Origin of the sequence: Sphingobacterium athyrii, assembly GCF_003071065.1 — a bacterium.
GTDB classification, from domain to species: domain Bacteria; phylum Bacteroidota; class Bacteroidia; order Sphingobacteriales; family Sphingobacteriaceae; genus Sphingobacterium; species Sphingobacterium athyrii.
Genome location: NZ_QCXX01000005.1, coordinates 175850 through 198683, shown reverse-complemented (window position 1 = coordinate 198683; position 22834 = coordinate 175850). Strand labels below are relative to the sequence as shown.

Below are 22834 nucleotides of genomic sequence, written 5' to 3'. Positions count from 1 at the left end.
TTTAGCAAAAGTATGGTTTAAAATAAGTAGTATAATATTAACGTTTTTATACCTATTTCATATTTCCTTTAAACCTTTACCTTACGTTCTGAGAACAAGGTTGATTATTGCTTTAATAGGTGTATATTTTATCCTGCGGAAACGAAAGATATTTTTGAATTATAAAGTATTAAAGTTAATACTCCTAACAGTATTAGCCATTTTCCCTATTTTGATTTCGTCATTGATAAATAAACATTTTGATTTTTGGTTTGTACAGAATATCGTCCTTACACTAATCTACTTGCTTTCTTCCTATGGAATGATGAAGCTATTGTTTTATTATTGGGGTACTGATTTTTCAATAATCGATATCTTAAAATTGATTGTCTATGCCATTGCTTTTCATAATCTGATAACGGCATTAGGCTTCGTTTTCCCTGGCGTTGGCAGCGTTATTAACATGATTCAGAACCAAGATGAAAATACGCAATTGGTGATTAATAGTATTATTGAATTTCAGTCGAGATTTATAGGTTTAGGAATAGGATCATTTTTTACAGGCGGAGTTGTTTCATCATTAGGGCTATTATGTTCTGCAGTTCTTATTGTTCAAGAGAAATCGAAAAAAAGAGCCTTTTTTCAAATTTTTATTTTTGCATTTATTGCTTTGACTGGCCTTTTTATCGCACGCACAACTTTGATTGGTTTTGGCTTAGCTATTTTTTACCTATACACACCTTTTATTGACGTTTCTAAAGGTGTTTTAAGGAGATATAGAGCCCAAAATAGAATACTATTGGTGTGCTTATTTTTGATAGTTTTATTAATTCCGGTATTATATCTCGGCATAGCACAACTGACCGAGTCGAGTGCTTTCGTACATGCTTTTGAGATTTTTTTGGGCGACGGAGGAAGTACTAGTTCAACTGAGCATATGAAATCAATGTATATCTTCCCCGATAATTTCAAGACGTGGATTATAGGCGACGGAAAATTTACTGATGGAAGTGGATACTATATGGGCACTGATATTGGTTATCTGAGACTTTGGTTTTATTATGGCGTTATAGGCTCACTCTTTTTTTTCTTTCAGCAGTTTTATAGTTTATACCTTATCAGGAAAATGGCAAATGATATTTTAATTGATAAATTTTGTGTTTTTTTGGGCTTATTTGTGGTGATAATAAATTTTAAAGGAATCGGAGATATCAATTACTTTTTATTTTTGATTTTATGGTTTTACGTGCTAAAGACGCAAAGATGCCTTCAAAAAAAATAATTTTTTTAATAATAATCTTCGAAATAGTTTTAAAAAGCTGTACTGCCCAAGATCATTTCTATGTGAATAGTTTTGGAGCTAAGGGGGACGGAGTATCTGATGATACTGAAGCTATTAATAATTGTTTTATGGCAGCTTTACAATGCAGTAATTCTATAGTGGTATTTGGTAAGGGGAATTATCGTTGCCATGGACGATTAAATGTGGAGTTTAAGGTTGATAATAAGGTCACAATTCAAGGAGAGTCTGTTGCCACACGCATCCTTTTTGACAATTTAGATATAGATCGAGGTTTTTTTATAAGGAGCGATGTAAAGAGTTTTGGAAAAGGGACTATATTATTGCGAAACTTTAAAATCATTGGTCCTGCATTGGGATTGGGGAAAAAAAATAAGTTTTTTAACTCACTCCGACATTCGTATGGGGTAGGTATTAGCAATATAAAAAATGTTGAGATAGATGGAATAGAGGTCAATGGATTCTATGGAAATGGTGTTGATATTTCCAATAAGGAATCTCGAGCGGTAAGTAAACTAGGATTTCAAAAAGTCGAAATTAGAAATTGCAATATTGTTAATGTATGGGGTTATTCGCCTTCAGATAGCTATGGCGACGGGATTTACTTGTCCGATTGCAATAATTTTGCTATCCTAAATAATAATATCAACAATGGATTTAAACATACTGAAAGTCTAGGGCGCGGGGGGATTGTAGTTGAAGATTTTACAAAAAATGGCATTATCTACGGCAATATTATAAGTGGGTATGATAGGGGGATTCACATCGAAAATTCGTTGGGCAATATCGCATTAAAGGGCAATAGATTTTTAGATAATAGGGTATCTTTTTATCTTTGGTCCAACGGGCTCAATAACAGCGAACGGCCGGTCAATATTCAGTCTAACTATTTTCGATCCAGCATTATCAGTTCTTATTTGGATAAAGTAGCTTTAAAAAATAAAGATCGTGCATATATTGTTATACTTCGTGAAAAACCAATTGATAAATTAGATAAGATTGAAAATAATAAGTTTTTATTAGATGCTAGCATCAATAATAAATCAAACGCAATTAAAGGCAATACTAGTCTCTCATTATTGAATAATAGTTTTAAAAAATGATGAAAGTACTTCATGTGATCAATAATTTAGGTGTTGGAGGGGCTGAAAGTTTATTGGTTTCTATGATCCCTTTATTACGGGAAAATCTACAAATAGATATTGTATTGTTGGACGGGCAAGACACTCCTTTTTTGCAAGATTTAAAAAAAAGCAAGCATCTTAATATTATATCGCTATCTAAAGGTTCTATCTATAATCCAATTCATATCTTTCGACTGATTTTGATTATTCGAAAATATGAGTTGGTTCACGTGCATCTATTTCCGGCGATGTATTTTGCGGCTGTAGCAAAATTTTTAAGTTTTTCTAATGTTAAGTTAGTTTTTACTGAGCATAGTACAGGAAATAGAAGATTGAAATCATCTTTATTTAGAATAATAGATCGAATAATTTATCTTCATTATTCAAAAATCATCTGCATAACCCCAGAGGTTAAGGATATACTGATTAGCTTAGGGGTGAATAAGAGTAAGCTTTGTGTGATTTACAATGGAATTGAGATAGTTAAGTTTGCTAGGGCTAGAGGGTATGATAGGGCTACATTTGGATACCTCCCTAGTGACATTATTCTGATTATGGTGGCAGGTTTTAGGCGAGAAAAGGATCATAGCTCTGTTGTAAAAGCTTTGTCGAGATTAGATCATCGGTATAAACTTCTCCTTGTGGGGGAGGGATATCAGAAAAATCAGGTGCTGGAGGAGGTATTAAATCTTGGATTGGAGAATAGGGTTCAATTTATTGGTGTTCGAAATGACATAGACAGGCTGCTCAAGACTTGTGATATCGGCATTTTGAGTTCTCACTGGGAAGGTTTCGGCATTGCTGCCGTAGAGGCAATGGCTGCCGGATTACCTATTGTAGCTTCAAATGTATCTGGCCTTTCTGAGGTTGTCGATGGCGGAGGGTTATTGTTTAAAAAGGGAAATATTACCGACCTGGTGTCAAAGATAGTCTCGTTGGAAGAAAAAGACTATTATAGTAATATTCAGAGAAAATGCCTGGACAAGGCTAAGCAGTATGATTTGAAAACAACAGTAAATCAATTACTGATGCTGTATAAAACGTTAGGCCAAAATCATAACAAATGACAAATTAATCGTAAGGAATGAAAAAAGTATTGCATGTAATTAACGTATCATTTGTGGTGAACCACTTTTTTGGAAATCAATTTTCTTATTTTTCCAAAAAAGGATATGATTTCACAGTGGCTTGTACAGAGGATGAATATCTTTATAAACAGGCTAAGGAAAAAGGCTTTAAAGTATTTCCAGTTGCGATTCTAAAGGCTATTTCACCAATTCAAGATGCTTTCTCCATCATAAGGTTGACAAGATTTATAAGGAAAGAGAAATTCCCGATTGTTGTGGCACACTCGCCAAAAGGAGGGCTTATTGGAATTACAGCGGCTTATTTAGCGGGAGTAGATAAGAGAGTTTTTTTTAGACATGGCGTTGTTTTTGAGACAGCCAAAGGATTAAAAAGGGCATTATTGATCATGATTGAAAAATTTGTAGGAGCATTAGCTACAGACGTGGTGATCGTAAGCGAATCCCTACAGAGGCTATCTAACGACTACAAATTGAATAATCCGGCCAAAAGTAAGGTATTGGGAAAGGGAACCTGTAGTGGAATAGATATACAACGTTTTCAATATAGACCAAAGCAAAATAGTGATTTCGTAGTCGGATATGTCGGTCGATTAGTTAAAGATAAAGGAGTGGTTGAACTGGTAGAAGGCTGGCTGCAATTTGCTGCTGGCAAAGCACATGTTTATCTTCATATTATTGGACCCGCGGAAGTGAGGGATGCTGTTCCGGAAGATACCCTCCAAAAAATAAAGAACAGTCCTTCGATTCGTTTTTTGGACTTTGTGGAAGATACTGCTCCATGTTATAATACTATGGACGTCTTTATTCTGCCGTCGTATCGAGAAGGTTTTCCTGTGGGTGTATTGGAGGCCTCAGCTAGTGGAATTCCTGTCATTACTACCCGAAGTACTGGCTGTATTAATGCTATTCAAGAAGACGTAACGGGCATATATACTGAAATTTTACCCAATCAGATCGCTGAAGCAATTGAATACTATTATCAAAACCCACAACTTCGACAAGAGCATGGTAATAATGGTGTTACGTTTGTGAAAAATAGCTTCTCTGAACAGGAGCTATTTGTTGAGATCGAGAAAAAAGTATTAAGCTGATACTTAAACTCTTGATTGTTGAAAATTATTTAACTATCTATTTTTTAGTATTTTATCTATTAACCTAACCTAGTAAAGGTTGCTAATTCACCCGTATGGCGGAAAATCTTGAACACAAGCAATATTTTGTATACAAACATCACGCAAAAAAAACAAAAAAATATTTTCTTAATGTAGCGAAAATACTGTGGTTAACGTTTGTTAAATAAAACTTAAAATTATTATATTTGCACAGCTTTATTTGACTCACGAATTACATTTTATGATTTATATTTTTACCCTTATATTCCTTTTCGCCTTAGCGTTTCTTTATTTAAAAATAGCAGATCGGTTTAATATAGTTGATAAACCTAATGAGCGTTCTTCCCATACAAAGGTCACGATACGTGGAGCAGGAATTATTTTTTATGTCGCTTCGATTATATATTTTTTTAATAATGATTTTGAGTACCCCTGGTTCTTTTTGGGACTTACGCTTTTGACCTATATTTCATTCTTGGATGATATTCGGGGAGTACATCCAACAGCAAGACTAACAGTTCATTTCGCATCAGTTTTACTCATGGTTTATGAGTTTGGTGTATTCAATTACCCTTGGTACTACCTTATTTTGGCATTTGTATTCACCATTGGTGTCATTAATGCTTACAATTTTATGGATGGAATCAACGGAATGACAGCATTCTGTACGTTGATCATGGGGGGGCTTTTACTTTATGTTAATACGAAGATAAACTATATCGAACAGGATTTCTTGATTTATACCTTGTTGGGTGTAGTTGTTTTTGGATTTTTTAATTTTCGTAAGAAGGCAGTCTGTTTTGCTGGAGACGTAGGGCCTGCAGTATTATCGTTTATGCTATTGTTTGCCTTGGGAAAATTAATCCTTAAAACGGGTGATTTTACGTATGTTCTCTTCCTTGGAGTGTACGGCATTGAAATTGGTTGGTCAGTTGCGCGTCGGGTGTATCAAGGGTATCATATTTTTGAGCCTCATCGTACATTTCTGCTGCATATGTTAAGTAATGAAGTTGGTCATAGCAGCCTATCGGTCTCAACTGTCTATGGTCTTGTCCAATTAGCGCTTGGCGCATCTGTAATTTATATTGTCCAATTTGATGCTTCCGTACAGTGGTCTTTTGCTATCACGACACTTTCAGGCCTGAGCGCATTTTACCTGATCGTAAAGCAGTATATCTTCAATAATTACTATATCAAAGGAGAGGAGAAGTATGCTATCCGTCATAGGCGTATTCTCAGGTTGAAAGCGCGTAGAAACACTGCGCGAAAACTGGTTTCAGAAGTCAAATTGGTCCAGGAAGCCAAGATTATCGAAATGCCTAAAAAGGAGATGCGAGAAGACTTATTGCATACCGGCATTTGATATGATCTAAAAAACAGCTAATTTTACCTCGACTTTTAAGAGGAGTGAACATGCAGTCAGGATTAAGTTTTACAGCAATAGATTTCGAAACGGCTACAGCCAATCAAAATTCCGCCTGTGCTATTGGGTTGGTGGTGGTGGAGCAGGGAATTATTGTGGAGGAATTTTATTCACTGATCCAGCCTCCTCAAAATCAATATATGTGGCAGACGACGCGTGTGCATGGTATTAGGGCAAGGGATACCGCCACAGCACCTACGTTTAAAGAATTATTTCCGCGTATTTTTCCTTTAATCAATAATCGTGTTATGGTCGCACATAATGAACTATTTGACCGTGGCGTTTTGCGCAAGACCATGAATTACTATAATCTACCCTATGATAGTCTGGGGTTAATGGAAAAATGGGAATGTACTTTCAGGATTTACCAGGAAAAAGGTTTTAAGCCTGCCCGTTTAAATGCCTGCTGTGAAGTGTTGGGAATTGAACTGAATCACCATGAGGCACTTTCAGATGCGCGCGGATGTGCACATCTGTATCTTAGACATGCTGATGTTCCATCAGTAGTATAAATGCCAAAATATAGTAGATGTCCTGGTCTCAATAGACTGTAGGCAAGCATCTTTTGTACAAAGTTTCTATTTTTAGATACTTGAAAACTTGTTTTATGAAAAAAAATCTAATCATATTTGGCACCCGACCGGAAGCTATAAAAATGGCTCCCCTAGTGAAGGCCTTTCAATCTGATCGTTCATTTGATACGAAGGTCTGTGTTACCGCACAACATCGAGAAATGCTTGATCAAGTACTAAATTTTTTTGATATTAAACCTGATTTTGATTTAAATCTAATGAGACCGGGGCAAGATCTCTATAATCTTACTGCAGATATTATCACTGGGTTAAAAGACATTCTAGCAGAATTTAAACCTGATTATGTATTTGTACATGGCGATACGACGACGACAATGGCTTCAGCCATTGCGGCGTTTTATGCAGGAGCAAAGGTCTGTCATGTTGAAGCTGGTTTGAGGACTTATAATCGAAGTTCACCTTTTCCTGAAGAAGTTAACCGGCAAGTGACAGGGAGAATCTGCGATTATCATTTTGCGCCAACTGAATCGGCTAAAAATAATTTATTGCTTGAGAATGTCGCAGAAGGTGATATTCTTGTGACTGGAAATACCGTCATTGATGCACTTGTTGATAGCGTTGAACGAGTTCAACATCATGACAGTAAAGAAATACACTCTCTTAAAAATATTCTTGATCCTTCAAGAAAAACTATTTTAGTCACAGGTCATCGAAGAGAAAACCATGGTCAGGGTTTTATAAATATTTGTGAAGCGCTCAAGGAGATTGCTGTGACTAACACCGATGTACAGATTATATATCCGGTGCATTTAAATCCTAACATCAGGAAGCCTGTATATGATATACTTTCCGGCATAAGTAATATTTATTTGGTCGAGCCGCTCACCTATCCTGCATTTGTCTGGCTAATGAGCCAATCCTATCTAATTATCACTGATTCAGGGGGTGTACAGGAAGAGGCGCCGAGTTTAGGTAAGCCCGTGTTAGTTATGCGCGACACCACAGAGCGCCCGGAAGCGGTAGTTGCAGGTACTGTGATATTAGTAGGGACAGAAAAGGAGCGCATAGTGTTCGAGGCAAATGACTTATTGTCTAATTTCGAGCTTTATAAAGAAATGAGTGAATTGCATAATCCGTATGGTGATGGCAAAGCATCTAAAAGAATAGTAAATTTTATTAAGAACATAGGGTAATAAGCTATTTTCTTTGGCATGATTTTTTCGTTAAATCTTCCTGCACAGAAAGCAGCATCATATTTTAATTTTTATCTTTGGTATAGGTGTACTGCCGTTTTATTATAAATTTTTAATATTCAATTTGATTATGATTACTATTCCAGCTAAGGGCATGCGTATCGGGATTACATTCAGTGCGTTTGATCTCTTGCACGCAGGGCATATCAAAATGCTTGAAGATGCTAAACGCCAATGCGACTTTTTGATCTGTGGTTTGCAGACCGACCCGACGTTGGATCGGCCGGAAAAAAACAAACCGGCACAGACTGTTGTGGAGCGTTACATCCAGCTTAAGGGCTGCAAATATGTGGATCAGATTGTTCCTTATGCAACTGAACAGGATCTGGAGGATGTGCTGCGCTCTTTTAATATTGATGTCCGCATTGTCGGTGACGAATACCGGGAAAAGAACTTTACCGGTAGAGCCTATTGTGAGGAAAAGGGGATTGAGCTTTATTTTAATAGCCGCGATCATCGATTCTCGAGTTCAGGCTTGCGCAAGATTGTGGCAAATGCCAATTTAGAAGAAGAATCCATTTTAAAATCAGATCTATCATCCACAATTTAAGAAAATAACGACATGAAAATAGGAATTACTTTTGGTGTATTTGATTTGTTGCACGCGGGCCATATTATGATGTTGGAAGAGGCGAAGCGACACTGTGATTATTTAATTGTTGGACTTAATACAGATCCTTCGGAGGTGTCTCCGGAAAAAGCCAAGCCTACACAGACCATTGTTGAACGCTATATTCAGTTGGAAGGTTGCCGCTATGTGGACGAGATTATCCCTTACGAGACCGAGCAGGACCTGATTGATATGATCAAGGCTTTACCGATCAATATGCGTATTATCGGTGAGGAGTACCGCGATAAAGATTTTTCTGGACGCCTGTATTGTGTCGAAGAAAATATTGAGATTTATTACAATAAGCGTACACATCGTTTTTCGAGTACCGGTTTGCGTAAAGTCGTTGCAGATAAGGAAGCGGAGAAAAAATAATATTATGAGTACAGTTATCCATGTGGTATTAACGGGAGGAGTAGGAAGTCGGCTTTGGCCGCTTTCGCGTAAGAGTTATCCTAAACAGTATCTTTCCTTATTCAAAGAGGGATCTCTGTTTGAGATGACCATTAAGCGCAATCAGTCCTTATGTGGTCAGGTCATTGTCGTGGGCAACCGTGACAATCATGGGCTGAGCCGTGAGGTGATGGAAAATAATAAGGTAGACTACATTGATATTGTCGAAGCTACACCACGTAATACCGCCGCGGCAATTGCTTTTGCAGCCTTTGCGGCTCAGCCTGATGATATTCTGATTGTTACACCCTCGGATCATGTGATTGTGGGTGATGATGCTTACGCAAAGGCTATTCAGTCCGGAATTGAAAAAGCAAACAAAGGTTATATTGTGACCTTTGGTATACAGCCAACGCGACCTGAAACGGGCTACGGTTATATTGAATATAAAGATGATAAGGTCCTATCCTTCCGGGAAAAGCCGAATCAGGATACGGCAGAGGATTTTATTGAGCGGGGCAATTTTCTGTGGAATTCGGGGATGTTCTGTTTTCGTGCAGATACTTTCCTGAGCGAATTACAGAATTTCGAACCCAAAGTATATGCAACGGCCTTTAATGCCTGGCAGCATCGCCAGGATGGAGAGCTTGATTTAACTTTGTCAAAAGAGATACCATCCATTTCCATTGACTATGCCGTAATGGAGCGTTCAAAAAAAATTCGCGTAGTTGCGACGAGTTTTCAATGGTCAGATCTTGGGTCTTTTGAGTCCATGTACGATTATCTAAAACAGACAGGGCATCCTGTGGATGAAAATGGCAATATGGTGATCGGTACGGATGTCTATACTGCCTTTGTTGGTTTGCGCGATAGTATACTTGTTCACACCAAAGACGCTATCTTGGTGCTGCAAAAAGAGAAATCGCAGGACGTCAAAAAAATATATAATACATTAGAACGCCATCAGTCCAAGCTGATTGACTAGATTAACGAAAGAGCCGGATCATATTATGAACGGCTCTTTTGCTTCGGAATTGTACTATTTATTAAAACCTATCTCCTTAAAGCGCTTTGTTAACAAAAAGTTAATCTGCATAGCTGGCTGTTTGCGAGTGCATTCTTAAATGTCCCCTATTTGTCCCAGGTCGATTTAATGTTGAATTAATAGTAATATCAGATATTTGGTTTTGTTAATAGCGCCTTTGTGTGCAGCACTTAAGTCATTTAATTTTAACCAACATATTTGATATGATGATCATAGCCGTATTTATTGTTTTATTTTTAGGAGGATACCTTTTCTGGAAGAAAAGACAACAAGAGCAAAGATTTAATAGACTTGTCGGAATGACTGTGAGCTATATGTTTCAGGAACGACCGGGACAATACAGTGGGGATAGAAATGTCCGAAGTGGAGTGTTTGTCTTTAAAGCAGAAAGGAACGATGAACGGCTGAAGAATATTGTTATCCGAAAAGTAAAACCTTTACATGCTGCTCTAGATGTTAATTTGGAGCAAATTTTGGTTATTCCATTTGAACGGATGGATCATACCAAATCGGATGTATCCGTTCGCTTTAAGATCAATAGACGGACAGCAAAGATTGAAAACTTAACCGGTGGGCGGGTAACTATCTCTGGGGTTTTGAATTTTGAACAAAATAGACCTGAGCCATTTATAGCAACATTACCTATTTCCGATCTTTATCAAAAGACCGAGGTCTGATCTGTTGATCTCGGATGCACTGGGCTTCGAAAAAATAACTCTGTCAAGTAGAAAAAGACTTTTTGCTATCATTAGAAAGAGCTATGTTAAATAGCTCGATGGTCAATACCACCGATAGGATTTTGCCCGGTCATATTTTAATTTGGAACAATTCTTCTTATCGAAATCTTTAAGAAAACTATTTGTTAATAATATAATAACATGTTGTTTGTGGATTGTTATTAATTATCTGTAAAAATATTTCGTTTTTTATGTATCACATATGTATCTCATTTGAATCGTTAATAGCCTGGCATTGCTATATTTGTTTAAGACTAATCGATAAAAATCAGCTGAGCATAAACCTAATCACCATATGACACCTGTCCTAACAATCTGCATTTTATTATTATTATTATTTACCATTTGTTTTTTTATCCGTAAAAAGCAACAGAAACAACGTTTTAATCGCGTGGTGGACATGACGGTGAAATATATGTTTCAGGAGCGTCCTGGGCAATATAGTGGCGATAGAAACGCAAAAGGTGGCGTTTTTGTGTTCAAGGCCGAACGCAATGATCAAAAACTTAAAAATATTATTATCAGAAAGATTCGGCCTTTACATGCTGCTCTCAATGTCAATCTGGAACAGATTTTAGTTATTCCATTTGAGCATAAGGAAGATTCAAAATCTAATGTATCGGTACGTTTTAAAGTGATTAGGAAGAAAGCCTTGATTGGAGATTTAAAAGGAGAACGCGTTCGTATTTCTGGAGTCCTTCACTTTGAGCAGAGCCGCCAGGAGGTCTTTACGGCTGTATTATTGATTTCTGATTTATATAAAAACGTGGAGATTTAGGCAGAATGGTTCTCTAATCTTATTTTGATTCTATCCGGCAGACGCTCCTTAAAAGACTGATTTGGTTTTATATACATTAGGTGTTCCACGTGGATTTTCTTTGGTTTGACAATCTAAGAAATATTTAAGATAAAAATAACAATTTGTTGATTTGCACGAGTCGTTTGGATTGAGTACTTTTGTTACTCAATCTATGCTATACCAATGCTGGACTCATTGATTACTTCTAAAACCAGACTTAAGTTGCTGATCAAATTTTTTGTTTCAGCAAGCAATCGTGGCTATTTACGTGGATTAGCTGATGAATTTAAAGAGTCAACCAATTCCATTCGTAAAGAGCTTAATCAATTGACCGATGCAGGTTATCTGATCCGTGAAGATAATGAACATAAGATTTATTATCGTGCAAATATTAAACATTCACTGTTTACATCTTTACAAGGACTGATCCATAATTTTCTTGGGATTGATGCGTTCGTTGATAAGGTGTTGGAGCGTGCAGGTGATGTCGAAGAGGTTGCGTTGATGGGCGACTATGCGCAAGGATTGGATTCGGGGCATATCGAAGTCCTAGTACAGGGGCAGGATCTAAATTTAGCGTATTTAAACCAGGCGGCAATAAAAGCTGGCACAATACTTGGTAAGAACGTGACCGTATACACGGAAGTTGTCGAAAAAAAACAAGGAATGATTGTTCTTTATCAAAAAATGGACAGTCTGCCGCACAAAAAAGAAAAACACAAAAAGAAAATAATAAAAAACTCACTGGAATAGGATAAAATGAAAGAAATCAAAAAAATAACTTGTATCGGTGCAGGTTATGTAGGTGGTCCTACCATGTCGGTCATTGCACAGAAAAATCCAAATGTTACTATTACTGTAGTCGATTTAAATCAGGCGCGTATCGATGCCTGGAATGATACGGATCTAGAAAAGCTGCCTGTGTACGAGCCCGGTCTTGATGCCGTCGTGGCGGAAGCTCGTGGACGAAATCTTTTCTTTTCTACTAATGTAGAGCAAGCGATTGATGAGGCGGATATGATTTTTATTTCGGTTAATACACCTACTAAAACCTATGGAAAAGGTAAAGGTCAAGCTGCTGATTTGAAATATATCGAGCTATGTGCGCGCCAAATTGCTGCTGTTGCTAAGTCGGATAAGATTGTTGTGGAGAAGTCTACTTTACCCGTTCGTACGGCTGCTGCTTTAAAGAGTATTTTAGACAATACCGGCAATGGCGTCAATTTTCATATTTTATCTAATCCAGAATTTTTAGCTGAGGGTACCGCAGTTACAGATCTGCACAACCCTGACCGTGTATTGATCGGTGGCGAAGATGCAGATGCGATCGAAGCCTTGGTGCAAGTGTATGAGGCATGGGTGCCTCGTGAGCGTATCTTAACAACAAATCTATGGTCATCTGAATTATCGAAGTTAGTTGCAAACGCATTCTTAGCGCAACGCGTATCCTCAATAAATGCTATTTCAGAATTGTGTGAAGTTACTGGGGCTAATGTAGACGAAGTGTCCAGAGCTATCGGTTATGATAGCCGTATTGGTTCCAAATTTTTAAAGGCTTCCGTTGGTTTTGGAGGCTCTTGTTTTCAAAAAGATATCTTAAATCTGGTATATATTGCACGTTCTTACAATCTTACAGAAGTAGCAGATTATTGGGAACAAGTTATTATTTTAAATGACCATCAAAAAGCACGTTTTGCGGAGAATATTATCCAAACTATGTATAACACGGTGAATGGGAAAAAAATTGCTTTTTTAGGTTGGGCATTTAAGAAGGATACCAATGACACACGTGAATCTGCAGCTATTTACGTAGCAGATCATTTGTTGGAAGAAGAGGCGCAAGTCATCGTTTATGATCCAAAGGTTCCCGCAGAACAAGTTTATAAAGACTTAGATTATTTAGGTACGCGGTCTCCGGAAGATAACCGTCGTTTGGTAACTGTGGTCAACGATCCTTATGAGGCTATGCATGGTTCGCATGCTATTGCTATATTGACGGAGTGGGATGAGTTCAAATGTTATGATTGGCCGAGAGTTAAAGAAGATATGAAAAAGCCAGCATTCGTTTTTGATGGGCGCAAATTATTAGATCGTAACAAATTGAGCATGTTGGGGTTTAATTATTATGCTATTGGTGAATAAATACTTTATAAATTATAATGAGCAAGATATTAATTACTGGTGGAGCCGGATTTATAGGGTCCAATTTAGTCGAACATTTTTTAGGAAATGGTCACCAAATAGTTGTTTTAGACAATTTTGCGACTGGGCATCGGCATAACATCGAGCAGCATACTAATAATCCAGATTTTAAGCTGATTGAAGGGGATATTCGTAATTCTGCCGATTGTCAGAACGCTGTTGAAGGTGTAGATTATGTGTTGCATCAGGCGGCATTAGGCTCAGTTCCACGTTCGATCAAAGATCCTCAAACTACCAATGAGGTAAATGTCAGTGGTTTTTTAAATATGCTGGTTGCCGCTCGCGATGCTGGTGTAAAGCGTTTTATATATGCAGCATCGTCTTCAACATATGGCGATTCAGAAAACCTTCCAAAAGTAGAAGATATTATTGGTAAACCTTTGTCACCCTATGCTATTACTAAATATGTAAATGAGCTGTATGCCGATATCTTTTCAAAGACTTATGGTTTGGAAACAATTGGACTTCGCTACTTTAATGTTTTTGGTCGCCGTCAGGATCCCAATGGTTCATATGCGGCTGTGATACCTTTATTTGTTAAAATGTTTATGAAACACGAAAGTCCCGTCATTAATGGAGCAGGGGACTACTCGCGAGATTTTACTTATATCGACAATGTTATTCAGATGAATGAACGAGCGATGATCACAGATAATTTGTCTGCTGTCAATACTGTTTATAATACTGCTGTTGGAGATCGTACAACTTTAAATCAATTAGTAGGATATCTTAAAGAATTTTTGACGGAATATGATTCTGAAATAGCTAATGTAGACATTATTCATGGTCCTAATCGACAAGGCGATATCCCGCATTCGTTAGCATCAATAGATAAAGCCCGTCAGTTGTTGGGATATGAGCCTACTCATGTTATTCGTGATGGTTTGAAAGAAGCAGTAAAATGGTATTGGGATAATTTACGATGATACTATGACCTACTATACCAATTATAAGGAATGTTTAGATTATATAAGAAGTGACTATACAAGATATGGGAAAATTCCGTCATTTCTGAAAATTATGAGTGAGATAATCTTAGTTCGAAATCACTGTTTTGTTTATACATTTTGGTGGAGGATGGCTAAAGTGAGAGGTTTTTTGTCTCCTATAGCTAGATATAAACATTGGAGAATGTCAAAAAAATATGGAATTCAGATACCATTAGCCGTGAATATAGGATATGGATTTTATATTGGACATGGAGTAGGAGTAATAATTAATCCTACAGCAATAATTGGAAATAATGTTAACATTAGTCAGTTTACCACCATTGGAGCACATGGAAAAGCTGCTGAAATAGGGGATAATGTATATATTGGCCCTTCTGTTTGTATCGTTAATAATGTCAAAGTTTCGAGTAATTCATCGATTGGAGCGGGAGCAGTCGTTATAAAAGACGTCCCCGAAAATTCTACTGTCGCAGGAGTTCCAGCGAAGGTTTTGAATTATGATAAACTGGGAATGTATATCAATAATCGGTGGAACTTAAAAAATTAAACATTTATATTATATGAAAAAAATAGCTATCATTGGATTAGGGTATGTAGGCCTTCCATTAGCAAGATTGTTCGCAACAAAATTTCCTGTTGTGGGATTTGATATTAATCAAAAACGTATTGACGAACTGCGTTCTGGTAAAGATTTAACCTTGGAGGTTGAAGACGATATCCTTCAGGCTGTATTAGTTAAAGAGAATCCATATAATGGAAATGCTAAAGGACTTTATGTATCCAATCAACTAGAGGATATTGAAGATGCAAATTTCTATGTTGTTACGGTGCCTACGCCAGTGGATAAAAATAATCGCCCTGACTTAACACCTTTGTATAAGGCTTCCGAAACAGTTGGCAAAGTTTTGAAAAAAGGTGATATAGTGGTTTATGAATCGACGGTATACCCAGGTGTTACAGAAGAGGAATGTATCCCGGTTTTGGAAAAAGTGTCAGGACTAAAATTTAATGAAGATTTTTTCGCAGGTTATTCTCCTGAACGTATTAATCCAGGTGATAAGGAACATACAGTAGAAAAGATATTGAAAGTAACATCTGGATCGACTGCGGCTATAGGCAAAATTGTCGATGATGTATACCAATCTGTTATTATTGCAGGAACACATCTGGCACCTACTATTAAAGTTGCAGAAGCAGCTAAAGTTATTGAAAACTCCCAACGAGATATTAATATTGCGTTTGTTAATGAATTAGCTAAGATCTTCAATATTTTAAATATCGATACACATGCGGTCTTAGAGGCAGCAGGTACTAAATGGAATTTTTTGCCTTTTAAACCGGGTTTGGTAGGCGGACACTGTATTGGTGTAGATCCGTATTACCTTGCTCAAAAGGCTCAAGAACACGGATATCATCCTGAAATTATTTTGGCTGGACGGCGCTTAAATGATTCTATGGGACAATACGTTGCCTCAGAGTTGGTTAAGATAATGATTAAAAAAAATATTAAAATTAATGGTGCAAAGGTATTGAATTTGGGAATTACATTTAAAGAAAACTGCCCTGATGTTCGTAATACAAAAGCCGTAGATGTTATTAAAGCATTGGAAGAATACGCTTTGGAGGTTGTCGCCTTCGATCCTTGGGCTGATCCTAATGAGGTACTGCATGAATATGGAATTAAAAGTTATCAGTCATTAGTTAATGACACTAAATTTGATGCAATTATTCTTACCGTCGCTCATCAAGAATTTTTAGAATTGGATTTGAAACAATATCTTAAAGAGGGCGGGGTTACCTATGATGTAAAGGGAATTTTGGTAGACTGTGATAGCAGATTGTAAGGATAATCTATTATGGAGTTAGAGGCAAAGCAAGTTAGAAAAAACCTTATTTTTAATGTATTAAGTTTATTAGCGAATATAGCTGTCGGTTTATTTTATACTCCGTATTTAGTAAAAAACTTAGGCATTTCAGCTTACGGAATAGTGCCTCTAGCTCTTATCATTAATCAATATGTGAACGTTGTAACAGGATCATTGACTAGTGCGTTAAGTCGTTTTTATTCAATTGCTCTTAGGCAAAATAAAAGCGATGAGGCTTCAAAATATCTTAGTACATCGATCGTTATCTTTATAGGGCTGATTTTAGCTTTAATTTTGCCCCTTTGGTATTTTGTTCAGAATATTGAGTTTATTTTCAATATACCTTCAGATTTATTGGAAGATTCGAAGTCGCTCTTTTTGTTAACCATTTTAAGCCTGTTTTTTTCTCTGTTCTCAAGTATATTTAATATTACTCTTTATGCTTTCAATCGCTTGGACTTGCTGAATATAGTTAAGATCATTCGTATTTCAGGTAAATTAATCTTTGTATTGTTTTTGTTTACATCTTTGGAGGTCAATGTAAAATATGTCGGTGCAGCTAATTTGATAACTGAAATAATACTATTAATTTATAGTATTACTGTGTTTTATCGGTTCTCTGAGGGCAAAGTTGTTTTAGGGATAAGGCATTTCAATAAAGCTGCTTTAATAGCGGTCGGGGGAATGGCTTTCTGGGTGATCGTCCAGCAAATGGGTGATATGGGATTGTATCGAATAGATAACATTCTGGTAAATAAATTTTGGTCAACGAATGAGTCTGGAGTGTTAGGTGCTTTTGAGGAATTAGGTAATTATACAATAACTATTGCTATGGTTATCAGTAGTTTATTTGGGCCTCTTATTTTGATTGCATATGCAAATGAAGATACAGAACAAGTAAAAAAATTAACCATTGACCGCTCCTTATCTGTTGGTGTATTAGTAGCTGTGATGATTGGTATTTTAGGTGGATTTTCTCCTATTATATTAAAGGCTTGGCTTGGAGAAGGATTTGCTGAATATAATACGTGGTTGATGATTAAATTGACTCTAACTCCTTTTTACATATCTGCAGGTGTTTTTGCATATGGTAGTAGAGCAATGAACAAAGTGAGGTTTCCTGCTTTGATGACTATTTTTTTAGGTCTGATAAATGCTTTGATTTTATATGGTTTGGGCTATTATGCCCATGGAAATATAGATATAGTTAATTGGATGTTAGTCGTTGGACTAATAATGGGCGTGCTGCAGAGTTATTTTTTAAATGGTCTGTATTTTGCAAAGTTTTATAAAGGTACAGCTAGAAAAGTGATGCTAAATGCCTTAAGGATAGGGGGCACTATTTGTGCTATTTATTTGATTGGCTATTTAATAACGCCTTTGCTCATAGGTATGCATATTATTCCATGTTTGATTTTAATCGCTGTTATTGCGCTCATACTTTTAATTATTGCCCTTAAAATAAATTTGAAGAAAAGCCAAATAAATGAGCTAATTCATTTGGTTTATAAAAAATAGTTAATATGAGTTTTTTTTCTATTGTAATTCCATTATATAATAAAGAACAATCTATTGTAAGTACAATTGAGTCAGTTTTAAATCAAACATTTAGAGATTTTGAGCTATTGATAGTGAATGATGGTTCAACAGATTCGAGTTTGCACGTCGTTAAACAATTTAAAGATGATCGAATTAAAATCATAGACCAAATAAATGGAGGAGTTTCTTCTGCTAGAAATCGTGGAATTAATAATGCGCAAAGTCCCTTTATATGTTTTTTGGATGCTGATGATTTATGGTTAGAAAATCACTTAGATGTTTTATTTAATATGATTGAATATCATCCTCTGGATAAGGTGTTTTGTACATCCTATATAAGGAGCAATCAGCAAATACCTGTTGAGCGAGATGATTCAGTGAAAGTAATTGAGGATTTCTTTTTAGAAGCGCACACCTATTTTTTTTGGACATCTGTTGCATGTATTCATCGTTCAGTATTTGAGATGTCAGGAACCTTTCTATTGGGGTTTAACCGAGGGGAAGATGTGGAATTATGGCAAAGGATAGGAAGAAAATATCGTTTTATCAAATCAAATATTATTACAGCTATATATAGAATGGATTCTGAGAATAAGTTAACTAAGGCAAAGTATAATTATTATAAATCTACAGTGAGTAATATTCACGAGAGAATACAAACATTTAGCTCCGTTTCAGAGAAAAGATTTCATATAAACTCATTAAAGAATATATCAATATCTTTCTTAAAGAAGGGGGATTTGAAAAATTGCTTAAGAACAATATATAGATTGGTGTTAATGAGTTTTAAAAAAATAGATAGCGGGACTTACAAATAAATTAGCTTCTAATAGAGTATTTAGAGTACTCGAAAAAGCAAAAACAAAAAACCAATCAATTTGATATCAAGGTTTTTTGTTTACGTAAAAAATTAAGAGTAAATAGAGGTAAATATAATTGAATTGAAGAAATAGAAAATGAAAGGTTTATTCGAAAATAGTAATAATTTGGGATTCCATAATCCCTATTACTTAATTAAGGATGGTCATTTGTTTATAGATAAGGAACTAAGTAGTATGCTAAAATCATCACACCATAAAACCCTTGATTTTACTGCAGTTGTTCAAATATTATCTACGGGTTATGCATTTGGTGATCGCACTTTAGTAAAAGAGATAAAGAAAACGCCGTGGATGGCGAAGCCTAATTTAGAAAATACAGACTGGGACTTTTTTGATTTACCAAAACACAATAATAAAAATATTGATGAACGGGAAAGTTCAAAAGAATTTTACAGGCTATTAGAGCAGGAACTCATTGACTATGTGATGCCTCATCAACATGTTGGGATACTACTTACCGGTGGCATGGATAGTAGGATAGTCGCCGCTGTTCTTCATAACTTGATTCAAGAAGGAAGACTTGGTGAAAAGAAAATAACGGCTTATACATGGGGGGCTGCAAAAAGCAGGGATGTAGTATATGCGAAACGAATAGCAGATCTATTAAAATGGGAATGGAAACATCTTATCGTTGATTTGGATCAAATGAAAATTAATATAAATCTAACATTGGAAAATGGGTGCGAATTTACCCCAATACATTTACATGCTATGCCAAAAGTGGGAGATGAAGAGCTTGACTGTGTATTGGCTGGTAGTTTTGGTGATAGTATTGGAAGAGGGGAATACTCTGGAATTAAAGTGGGAAATTTAGGTGATCTTAGACAGAAAGTCAAGAACGTTGGCGGGATGTTGCGGGATGATTTTAGCAAGATTATTTTTGATGATTGCAATAAAGATGTGGAGTTTTACCATAATAAATTTCCTGAATCTGAAAATTATCAGCAATTTGAACAGGATATGCAATTGCATTATATGCGCAGAATGCTAAATCCATGCATGAGTATTATCAATAAAAAAATTCCGTTATATCAAATGTTTAGTAAACCGGAAGTTTTTGGATATATTTGGTCTATCGATCCTAGGTACAGAACAGACAAGATTTACCAAAACCTGTTGGAGAAGTATTGTCCTCAGCTATTGGAGGTCCCATGGGCGAGAACGGGACTTAAATTCCCAGAAACTGAAGGTTCTCCTGATATCTATGATAAAAATCATCATGATTATGGGGAGATGATTCGCAGTCATTATTTAAAGTTCATTGAAGAAAAGATCGAAGAACATAAACATATAGCTGCATATATTTTTAATCTTAAAAATATAAAAAAAATTATATTGAACTGTAAAAAGTACCCCATAAAGACTTCTTTAAGCTATGAAGAGAGGTTGTTGTGGATAGCATTATTGTTAGATTTCATTAAAATAAATGATTTGAAGATAGATCTTGATAAGAACTTATCAACTTTTTCCTTCAATTCCTTAAAAGAAATTTATAAATATAAATTGCGTTTTATTCTTAATAAATTTTAGTAGTACATTATGAAGCAAATTCAAAAGATATTAGTACTAACGGTGAGTTTGACATTCGCGTTTCATTTTCAGGTTCTCAGCCAAAAGAGTAGTTTGCAGGAATATAAAAATAATTTTACCAGTTTTTATTCTACGGCAAATAAATTGGCAAGTTCCAAGGATAGTTGGAATTTATATATTTTAGGGCCCTTTATAAATTCAGTAAACAATATTTATTCGATAACCAAAGATGATTATTATTTAGATTGCAATCTTAAACTTATCAAACAGTTGATTCAGCATACTGACCCCTCTAATAAATTTGGTAAAAGTCAATTTAAGGATCAATATTTGGGTTGGGCTAATCATTCTCATCCAGAAAGTGGAAATGACGGAAAGGAATACCCACTATTCGAGTCATATTGCTGGAGATATGTCACCGAAATTTTATTAATAATAAATAATGACGCTCGTTTAAAGAGGAAATATAAAAACGATTACAATTTAATTCTGAATTTTACGGAAAAAAACATTTTTGAAAAGTGGTACTCAAGAGGAAGAGATCATATTTATAGATCAAATTTGCATATGCGCTCTCATTGGGCACGAATCTGTTTCGATCTATATCTGATTACAAAGAAAAATAAATATAAAATAGTATTTGATAATTTTGATGATATTTTGCTTAAAAGATTAGGTAATGTAAATCGTACGAAGTCGGTTAATACAAATCTTAATTCCCCTAATTACCTTGAACAAGATTTGCCACATGCTAATGCTCTAGTTGGGTATATGTTTCATAGAGAAAGATACAACAAGAAACTAAATAAAGTCTTAAGAAGCTTTTATACTGCATTTTATGATAATAGCTTTCACAAGGATCATATGAGTTTGTACTTACAGGGCGGAAGCAAAACAATGAATATAAGCGATGGGTTTATTATGTATGGACGATTTAATAAAGAACTGCAAAATGATTTTGTTAACTTTAGACCAAAAAGTGAGCTAAATATAGCTCAATATCTGTCCAATATGGCTTTGAATGAGTATTATTTGAACCGTTAAAACTTCGTTCATATGTACGCAAAGTTTCCTTTAATAATCATTTTAAGTCTCATTTTCCTTATTAATCCTTTTTTGTGCTGTATTATTAGTTTCTTGCTAATATTTCAGCAAGGGTTAAAGGTTGAGGTACTGTTATTTTTTATTGCACTTTGGTTTGGATTTTTTGGTTATACTTTCATACCGGGTAAAGGGTTTGATTTTATCAGGCATTTAGAGGTATTTAACCAATACAAGTATTATTCATTTGGCCAATTTTTATTCTTATTGTCAAAGCAAACAAGTGTTGATTATATTTATCAATTTTTGTATTTTTTATTTAGTAAACTGAAATTTAATAATCAAATAGTTGGCTTTATTTCAGCCTTCCCCTTTTATTTATTTTTATTTTTAAGTCTGAAAAATCTGGTATTTCGATTTATAGGTGTAAAATATCAGCGGTATTGCTTAATTATTTTGTTGTTAATGTCTTTTTCTCTGACTGTCCCATGGACTTTTAGTGGTGTAAGAAATGGTACAGCATTGATGGTATTCTTTTATCTTCTTTCATTGAAGGATTTTAAAGACTCTTCACTTTTTTATAAGATTTTGTTTGTAATCCCTATATTCATTCATTTTTCTTTATTGCCCTTTGTAGTAATATACTTTATATCACAGATGTTAGCGCTGCCCAAATTGAACAAGATTTATTGGGGATTGGTTATAATTTCTCCTTTTACAAAGCTAATAATATTGAATCTTTCCTTGGCTTTTACAAAGCTTGGTAAATTTGGATTTTTGATCAACGAAAAAATTGAATCATATATTATGAATGAAGTTGAAACTTCAATTTATTCAGGAGCGGGTTTCCGTTTTTTTTTGGTGATCATCCCTTTAATAATGTTGGGTTTCTTTTTAAATTATCGGCTTAAAAATGTGATGAAAATTTCAAATGGGGAGGGAATGTTCTTAAGATTTTTTCTGATGTTTCATGGATTCATGATATTTACTTCAACAACATATATCTTTTCCCGAGTCCACTTGCTTTACATATATTTGATTTCTTTTTTAATCATTTATTCTATATACAGGGTGAGGAGTTCACTTCGAGACGTTTATAGGTTGATAATTATCTATGTATTGTTAAGCATCATTCCGTCATTTATTATGGGAAGAGAGTATAGAGTCTATAATTCGGTGATTTTTTATAAATCTTTACCAGGGATAATTGAGACAAAGGTATATTCTTCTTCTTATTGGTCTTCATAGGGTTGAGATTAGTTTATTACGATTAGTGTCTTATCCGTTATATGTTTTAAAGGAAAGATTGAATGGAAAATATGCTATAAAAAGGTTATGTAATTGGTTATTATAATATCCAGTTTTTTTTAACCTTGGTTAGACAAAAATGTAAGGAATTTAGAGAGAATGTCAAAAATTATGAAAATACA

The 22834-nt window shown here is 35.3% G+C and carries 22 protein-coding genes; all 22 read left to right on the top strand.

What is annotated here, in order from left to right; genetic code table 11:
• Window positions 1–301: 301 nt before the first annotated feature.
• Window positions 302–1261 carry a hypothetical protein gene (locus DCO56_RS18780; RefSeq protein WP_146191085.1) on the top strand — a complete coding sequence of 320 codons (960 nt, stop codon included), beginning with the start codon at window positions 302–304 and terminating at the stop codon, window positions 1259–1261.
• Window positions 1243–2382, top strand: a complete 1140-nt coding sequence (locus tag DCO56_RS18775; protein WP_181390618.1) for a right-handed parallel beta-helix repeat-containing protein — start codon at window positions 1243–1245, stop codon at window positions 2380–2382. The genes DCO56_RS18780 and DCO56_RS18775 overlap by 19 nt, the downstream gene beginning before the upstream one ends.
• Window positions 2379–3470, top strand: coding sequence for a glycosyltransferase (locus DCO56_RS18770; RefSeq protein WP_108635296.1), 1092 nt, complete (start codon window positions 2379–2381; stop codon window positions 3468–3470). The genes DCO56_RS18775 and DCO56_RS18770 overlap by 4 nt, the downstream gene beginning before the upstream one ends.
• Window positions 3471–3487: 17 nt before the next feature.
• A complete protein-coding gene (locus tag DCO56_RS18765; protein ID WP_108635295.1) occupies window positions 3488–4582 on the top strand; it encodes a glycosyltransferase family 4 protein in 1095 nt (364 codons plus the stop codon).
• A gap of 262 nt (window positions 4583–4844) precedes the next feature.
• Window positions 4845–5966: an MraY family glycosyltransferase gene (locus tag DCO56_RS18760; protein ID WP_108635294.1), complete on the top strand. Its 1122-nt coding sequence runs from the start codon at window positions 4845–4847 to the stop codon at window positions 5964–5966.
• Window positions 5967–6016: 50 nt separating this feature from the next.
• Window positions 6017–6538 carry a 3'-5' exonuclease gene (locus DCO56_RS18755; protein ID WP_108635293.1) on the top strand — a complete coding sequence of 174 codons (522 nt, stop codon included), beginning with the start codon at window positions 6017–6019 and terminating at the stop codon, window positions 6536–6538.
• A 95-nt stretch (window positions 6539–6633) separates the two neighbouring features.
• Window positions 6634–7752 carry a non-hydrolyzing UDP-N-acetylglucosamine 2-epimerase gene (gene wecB / locus DCO56_RS18750; protein WP_108635292.1) on the top strand — a complete coding sequence of 373 codons (1119 nt, stop codon included), beginning with the start codon at window positions 6634–6636 and terminating at the stop codon, window positions 7750–7752.
• Window positions 7753–7882: 130 nt separating this feature from the next.
• Window positions 7883–8362 (top strand): adenylyltransferase/cytidyltransferase family protein, encoded by a 480-nt coding sequence (locus DCO56_RS18745; protein ID WP_241254892.1) that lies wholly within the window; start codon window positions 7883–7885, stop codon window positions 8360–8362.
• A gap of 12 nt (window positions 8363–8374) precedes the next feature.
• Entirely contained in the window at window positions 8375–8797 is a 423-nt protein-coding gene (locus DCO56_RS18740; protein ID WP_108635291.1) for an adenylyltransferase/cytidyltransferase family protein, read from the top strand.
• Window positions 8798–8801: 4 nt separating this feature from the next.
• Window positions 8802–9800 carry a mannose-1-phosphate guanylyltransferase gene (locus DCO56_RS18735; RefSeq protein ID WP_108635290.1) on the top strand — a complete coding sequence of 333 codons (999 nt, stop codon included), beginning with the start codon at window positions 8802–8804 and terminating at the stop codon, window positions 9798–9800.
• Window positions 9801–10063: 263 nt separating this feature from the next.
• Window positions 10064–10537 carry a hypothetical protein gene (locus tag DCO56_RS18730; protein WP_146191084.1) on the top strand — a complete coding sequence of 158 codons (474 nt, stop codon included), beginning with the start codon at window positions 10064–10066 and terminating at the stop codon, window positions 10535–10537.
• 355 nt (window positions 10538–10892) lie between these two features.
• Window positions 10893–11375: a hypothetical protein gene (locus DCO56_RS18725; RefSeq protein WP_108635288.1), complete on the top strand. Its 483-nt coding sequence runs from the start codon at window positions 10893–10895 to the stop codon at window positions 11373–11375.
• Between the two features lie 204 nt (window positions 11376–11579).
• The gene (locus DCO56_RS18720) at window positions 11580–12149 is read left to right on the top strand and encodes an ArsR family transcriptional regulator (RefSeq protein ID WP_181390617.1); all 570 of its coding nucleotides are present in this window, start codon (window positions 11580–11582) and stop codon (window positions 12147–12149) included.
• A gap of 6 nt (window positions 12150–12155) precedes the next feature.
• Window positions 12156–13538: a nucleotide sugar dehydrogenase gene (locus DCO56_RS18715; RefSeq protein WP_108635287.1), complete on the top strand. Its 1383-nt coding sequence runs from the start codon at window positions 12156–12158 to the stop codon at window positions 13536–13538.
• 17 nt (window positions 13539–13555) lie between these two features.
• Window positions 13556–14524 (top strand): SDR family oxidoreductase, encoded by a 969-nt coding sequence (locus tag DCO56_RS18710; RefSeq protein WP_108635286.1) that lies wholly within the window; start codon window positions 13556–13558, stop codon window positions 14522–14524.
• 94 nt (window positions 14525–14618) lie between these two features.
• The gene (locus tag DCO56_RS18705) at window positions 14619–15095 is read left to right on the top strand and encodes a serine O-acetyltransferase (protein WP_219929419.1); all 477 of its coding nucleotides are present in this window, start codon (window positions 14619–14621) and stop codon (window positions 15093–15095) included.
• A 13-nt stretch (window positions 15096–15108) separates the two neighbouring features.
• On the top strand, window positions 15109–16392 hold the full coding sequence (locus DCO56_RS18700) for a nucleotide sugar dehydrogenase (RefSeq protein WP_108635284.1): 1284 nt from the start codon (window positions 15109–15111) through the stop codon (window positions 16390–16392).
• Between the two features lie 12 nt (window positions 16393–16404).
• A complete protein-coding gene (locus tag DCO56_RS18695) occupies window positions 16405–17931 on the top strand; it encodes an MATE family efflux transporter (RefSeq protein ID WP_108635283.1) in 1527 nt (508 codons plus the stop codon).
• A gap of 5 nt (window positions 17932–17936) precedes the next feature.
• Complete coding sequence (locus DCO56_RS18690) at window positions 17937–18770, top strand: glycosyltransferase family 2 protein (protein ID WP_108635282.1); 834 nt, start codon at window positions 17937–17939, stop codon at window positions 18768–18770.
• Window positions 18771–18908: 138 nt separating this feature from the next.
• On the top strand, window positions 18909–20363 hold the full coding sequence (locus DCO56_RS18685) for an asparagine synthase-related protein (RefSeq protein ID WP_108635281.1): 1455 nt from the start codon (window positions 18909–18911) through the stop codon (window positions 20361–20363).
• Between the two features lie 9 nt (window positions 20364–20372).
• Complete coding sequence (locus DCO56_RS18680; protein WP_108635280.1) at window positions 20373–21407, top strand: hypothetical protein; 1035 nt, start codon at window positions 20373–20375, stop codon at window positions 21405–21407.
• A gap of 12 nt (window positions 21408–21419) precedes the next feature.
• Window positions 21420–22652, top strand: a complete 1233-nt coding sequence (locus DCO56_RS18675; protein ID WP_108635279.1) for an EpsG family protein — start codon at window positions 21420–21422, stop codon at window positions 22650–22652.
• Window positions 22653–22834: the final 182 nt, after the last annotated feature.